The organism is Escherichia sp. XD33 (assembly GCF_019375075.1).
GTDB lineage: Bacteria > Pseudomonadota > Gammaproteobacteria > Enterobacterales > Enterobacteriaceae > Enterobacter > Enterobacter flexneri_A.
Genome location: NZ_JAENDM010000113.1, coordinates 1 through 4458 on the forward strand (window position 1 = coordinate 1; position 4458 = coordinate 4458).

Sequence of the window (4458 nt, forward strand, 5' to 3'; positions counted from 1 at the left end):
GAACGCCACTGTCCGGGATTTTCTGGTTATTCATCAGGTCTTCGTAGAAGTTAGTGAAATCCAGTCTGTCGAACTGAATTTTCTGCAGCTCATCAACCGTAATCCCCCGACAGTCAGGACTTTTGGCGCTGCCAAACCCGATACGCAACTGCCCGTTACGCCCCTGCTGCTGGACTATCTGCGCCAGCTTCGAATCAAACTGGCAGTAGCTGCGCTTTTTCTGCAGGCAGACGCCCAGCACCTTTTTCGAACAGAACTCGCCCACACTCACCGTCAGTTTGTTGTCCTTTGCCTTTCCCAGTGCCTTTTCTTCACTGTTGCACTTCGCCAGCCCCACATCCTGACCCCAGCCACCATCCTTACAGCAGTTACTGAAGCCGGCTGCGGCCTTACGGCAGAATTTCGCCTCGCCCGTGAAAGCCCTGACATCCACACCATTCAGGGCGGCAACATCCTTACCTGCGGCGGCAAGCGCAGCCAGCTGTGATACTGCCTCACCAAAATCACTGCTTTTTCCGCTCTGTGCCTTATCGCATTCACCGTCAAGGCAGAAGACATCACCACCACAGACCATCACTTTTCCTGATGTTTTTGACTCGCAGGAATACGTGGCATACTCATGCAGACAGGTTCCCTCATCGGAATAAAACGCGCACTGACGTGAGGCCAGCGTACAGGCCGGATTATCGACATATTTCTGACAGGTGCCGTTATCTGCGGACTGAGTGACATATTTATCCCGGTATGCCCAGCATGCCTGTGTGATGCTCCAGGGTTTACCTTCCATCACTCCGGTTTTCGTACCACCCGGCTCTGAACACTCAGTACCTTTCAGCACGCCATCCGCTTTATTAAACGGACAACTCTCCACCCACTCCACCCGTGGAACCCATTCTTTATCACGGACCTTCATCCTGAGTTTCAGCGTAAAGGTGGACGCGCCGCTGGCTAGTTTCTCATAAACCTGTCGGTCACCGTTCCCGCCAGAAAGACAGTTACCGTTAGCAGTACAGCCACTGCCGGTCAGTACCTGCCCCTGTGTCACCTGCAAACCTGTCGCCCCGGACAAGGGGAAAGTACCCGACTGCCCGTTTACCAGGCCAACATTGAACGTTGAATTCATGAAGGTATAACGAGAATTCAGGAAGAAAAAAGCGGCGTATACAGACAATGATGCACTTTCCACTGTACCGGTTACCGGAGCCGTGACACTGAACACCAGTTTCAGCCCGTTCATACTGAACCGGAACTGTGAGTGCGGTATCGTCACCTCACGATATTCATCCGTGTATTTCCAGTCTCCGGTGATCCTGGCAGTCCGTGTGCAGAACTCCTCCACCATCGTGTCCCGTTCACAGGTATAGTTTGTAAATTCACTGCGGTTTATCTGCTGTGCACTACACTGCTGGCCTGTGTTTCCTACAATGCTGTCAGCCCTGTTCACCACATCCCTGCCGGTCTGAATGAACGGTGCATCCGGTGACAGAATGTCTTTCGGCTTGTTCATGAATGACTCTGTGATAGTTTTTCCGGTTTCACCGGTCGCCCATTCCGTGGTGCCGTCATTTTTCAGGCCGCCATCCCCGCCAGCAGTCACACCACCGTAATATTTTGTCTCGTCCGGATTAGCGTTATAGCCGGGGATACTCTCCTGTGGCTTAAAGCCCTGAATACTGCCTGTACCCTGCCCCTGAATCTGACGGGCAAAATCAGAACCCGCCCGGTAATCACTGTTGCTGTCAGCCTGTGCCACACTGACTGCCAGCCCCAGCAGCAATGGCAGAAGACGTTTCATACCTCACTCTCCCTCTGATATTGCTCAAACCAGAACACGACTGGTTTGTTCACCACCTGAATCAGCCCGAACCGTTCTGCGGTCCTGAAATTCACGCTGCTTCTTCGCCCCCGTTCAACCTGCAGGGACACCTGCGTTCTGAACATCTCCAGCGAATATGTTGTTTTCAGCAGGTTGCACGGCGCACAGGCCGGGACGAGGTTTTCCGGACAGTCGGCCTCCGGTCTGAAAACATCACCGGTGGATTTCAGCCTGAAAATGCGCTTTTCTGCAGCCTTCATGCACTGCTCTGACTTGCGGAGCACCGCCTGAACATGGTCGGCATGCCATCCTTTCTCCGGCAGTTCACAGCCGCAGTACGCACAACGGCCACCGAATTTCATACGCAGTTTTTCCCGCTGTTTCTTTGTCAGCGCCATCAATGCCTCCTTAACGGGAACAGATTTACGGATTCACTAATCGGACCAGCGTCCTGAAGTCTGCACGCAGTGAGCGGCGACAGTACCGGTGATACCAGTGATGAGGGCCTTCAGGCTGAAGCCGGAAGCAAAGCTGAAAATCACTGTTAAAAGTCCCCTTCACCGACCATCCCCATGTCAGACGTGGTATTGCTGATTCAGCATCCTGCCGCAGTCGCTGCTCCAGAAGGGCAGCCATTTTTACCGGACAGGCAAAGGCGATATAAGGCGGCAGCTTTGTAACAGGGAAACCATGCCCCTGACAGGACGCATATGTACGAAATCCGTGAACGTTCATCGCGGCCACCAGTGCACGGATGTCCGGGTCAATCCGGTAATAGCCTGCAGGTAAACTCATTGCGACTTATCCCCGGTGCCGTCCAGCAGTCCCTGAGCCACCTGCCGGCAGTCTCCTGTGGCGGCCACTTTCTCCAGCGCCTGTCTGACGCGCAGATTTCCCCGGATGATGTCGTGCCCCTGGCTGCAGAACACCACCAGAGCCGGCACGCTGCGAATGCCGTACTGTGAAAACAGCGTCGGGTCAATCTGAACACCATCGGTCGCACCGTCTTTCACCAGAGACAGCACTGCTTCAGCCGTGGCTTTCAGGTCGTTGTTCACCATACCCCGCAGTGTGGCCGGAATACCGTAGTGCCGGGTTTCTCCCAGCATCCGTTTCAGCCCCTCTTCGGGTATGGAAAACGACACAAAATACACGGCACCCTGCTGTGGTTTATCCTTCTGAGCAGCCTGCTGTTTACGGACCAGTTCATCGAGAAACTGGTTATCGGAATGCTGAAGGGGATTCGCCCTGACCTGCTGTTCTGCCCATGCCTGCAGCTGTGTGTCCGGTTTTTCACGTAACTGCTGACTCAGTGTTTCCTGCTGCTTCAGGAACTGGCGGTTTTCGGGTGTATTCACATTTTCCGAAGCGTGGGCAGAAATAAACAGTCCTGCTGTCAGGGCAAAAAGTTCAAATATTTTCCGGCTCATATCATCTCCCGGCACAGTGATATAATTTAATTACCGGCGCACTTTTCTTTCAGTCTCTCAGACAATGCATATAATTCATCCATTTCTTCCTGAGTAATGCATTTTCTGCTGACAGTAATCTGCACCGTAGCCACGGCGGTATCTCTGTTCAGAGTAATATCATCACCATAATTTTTTAATGACAGATGTTCTCCCTCTCTCCGGACCTGGTATATTTTTTCCGGTGGATATTCAGACAATTCCCTCTCCCACATGGATTTAGTTTTATCATTATTAATATGTTCAGACATAATGCTGATGAATTCCCGAAATCTTCTGTCAATAAACTCCAGTCGGTTCAGTATATCCTCTGATTTCCTGACATTTTCACTGTCTGTAAGCCGACGACACTCCAGCAGAGGATAATATGCTCCACCATTACTTTCAGCCCATTGTCTGACCTCATCAAAAGCACTCACCTTTTCCAGCAGTGAGAACCACTGCTTCTCATAGATAACCACCCCTTTTTCTTTATTACTTATCTTTCGTAAAAACGAGAAAAATCCCATAACGCACCTTTACTTATATTGTACACATGCACACACAGTTATATTTATGAGAACCACCAGACTCATTTCCTGCGTTTAACAGGCATAAACTTATCTGACGAAAGATACAAGACAACAACGCTTACCACTGTCAGAATAAGAACCGTCTTCAGATACAGTTTGACAAGCAGTATTTTTTCCAGTGTATCTGCATCCTGCCAGTCGTTAACAATGTCTGAGATAATATGTTCAGGGCAAAGATAAAACCACACCACAGGGCATATCACCATAGCAAAAGGAAACAGTTTTAATACATTTCCTGTCAAACGAATGAACACTCGGGATATACTCATATACATATGAATGTATTTACTGCTTAATTTCTTTTCCATTTAAAATATTCCTCTTTTTGTTTAAGTTACAGAAATACACAGTTACGTTTACGCCACATCAGGTAGCCGAAGTTTTTCTTTGTGTTGGGCGGATTTTTTCCCGTCTCCCAGCGCATCACACTGCGCCCGAACGGGTGGCACTGTCCGCTGTCCGGATACATATTCACCATCTGATAACGCCAGCGTTCTTTGGGCAGGATTGGGGACGGATATTCATTACAGACGGCGTTATTTTTCCCGATGGTTTCCATAATCATGCCCTGACGGTGCAGCTTGAACGCCATGCGTTCACT

General features: G+C 50.4%; 7 protein-coding genes. All 7 read right to left on the minus strand.

The features are described 5' to 3' along the window. Positions 1-1795: type-F conjugative transfer system mating-pair stabilization protein TraN (traN, locus tag K0778_RS24905; protein WP_153449153.1), on the minus strand; the 1795-nt coding region annotated here is incomplete at its 3' end. Further along, positions 1792-2214: an HNH endonuclease gene (locus K0778_RS24910; protein WP_001229309.1), complete on the minus strand. Its 423-nt coding sequence runs from the start codon at positions 2212-2214 to the stop codon at positions 1792-1794. The genes traN and K0778_RS24910, both read right to left, overlap by 4 nt. A gap of 25 nt (positions 2215-2239) precedes the next feature. Next, a complete protein-coding gene (locus K0778_RS24915; protein ID WP_000056336.1) occupies positions 2240-2611 on the minus strand; it encodes a hypothetical protein in 372 nt (123 codons plus the stop codon). After that, positions 2608-3246 (minus strand): type-F conjugative transfer system pilin assembly protein TrbC, encoded by a 639-nt coding sequence (trbC, locus tag K0778_RS24920; RefSeq protein WP_000087532.1) that lies wholly within the window; start codon positions 3244-3246, stop codon positions 2608-2610. Before trbC ends, K0778_RS24915 begins: the two co-directional genes overlap by 4 nt. A 26-nt stretch (positions 3247-3272) precedes the next feature. After that, positions 3273-3794: a hypothetical protein gene (locus K0778_RS24925; protein ID WP_015059014.1), complete on the minus strand. Its 522-nt coding sequence runs from the start codon at positions 3792-3794 to the stop codon at positions 3273-3275. Positions 3795-3856: 62 nt separating this feature from the next. After that, on the minus strand, positions 3857-4165 hold the full coding sequence (locus tag K0778_RS24930) for a hypothetical protein (protein WP_000412447.1): 309 nt from the start codon (positions 4163-4165) through the stop codon (positions 3857-3859). Positions 4166-4191: 26 nt separating this feature from the next. Further along, on the minus strand, positions 4192-4458 hold a 267-nt coding region (locus K0778_RS24935; RefSeq protein WP_153449154.1), incomplete at its 5' end, for a TraU family protein.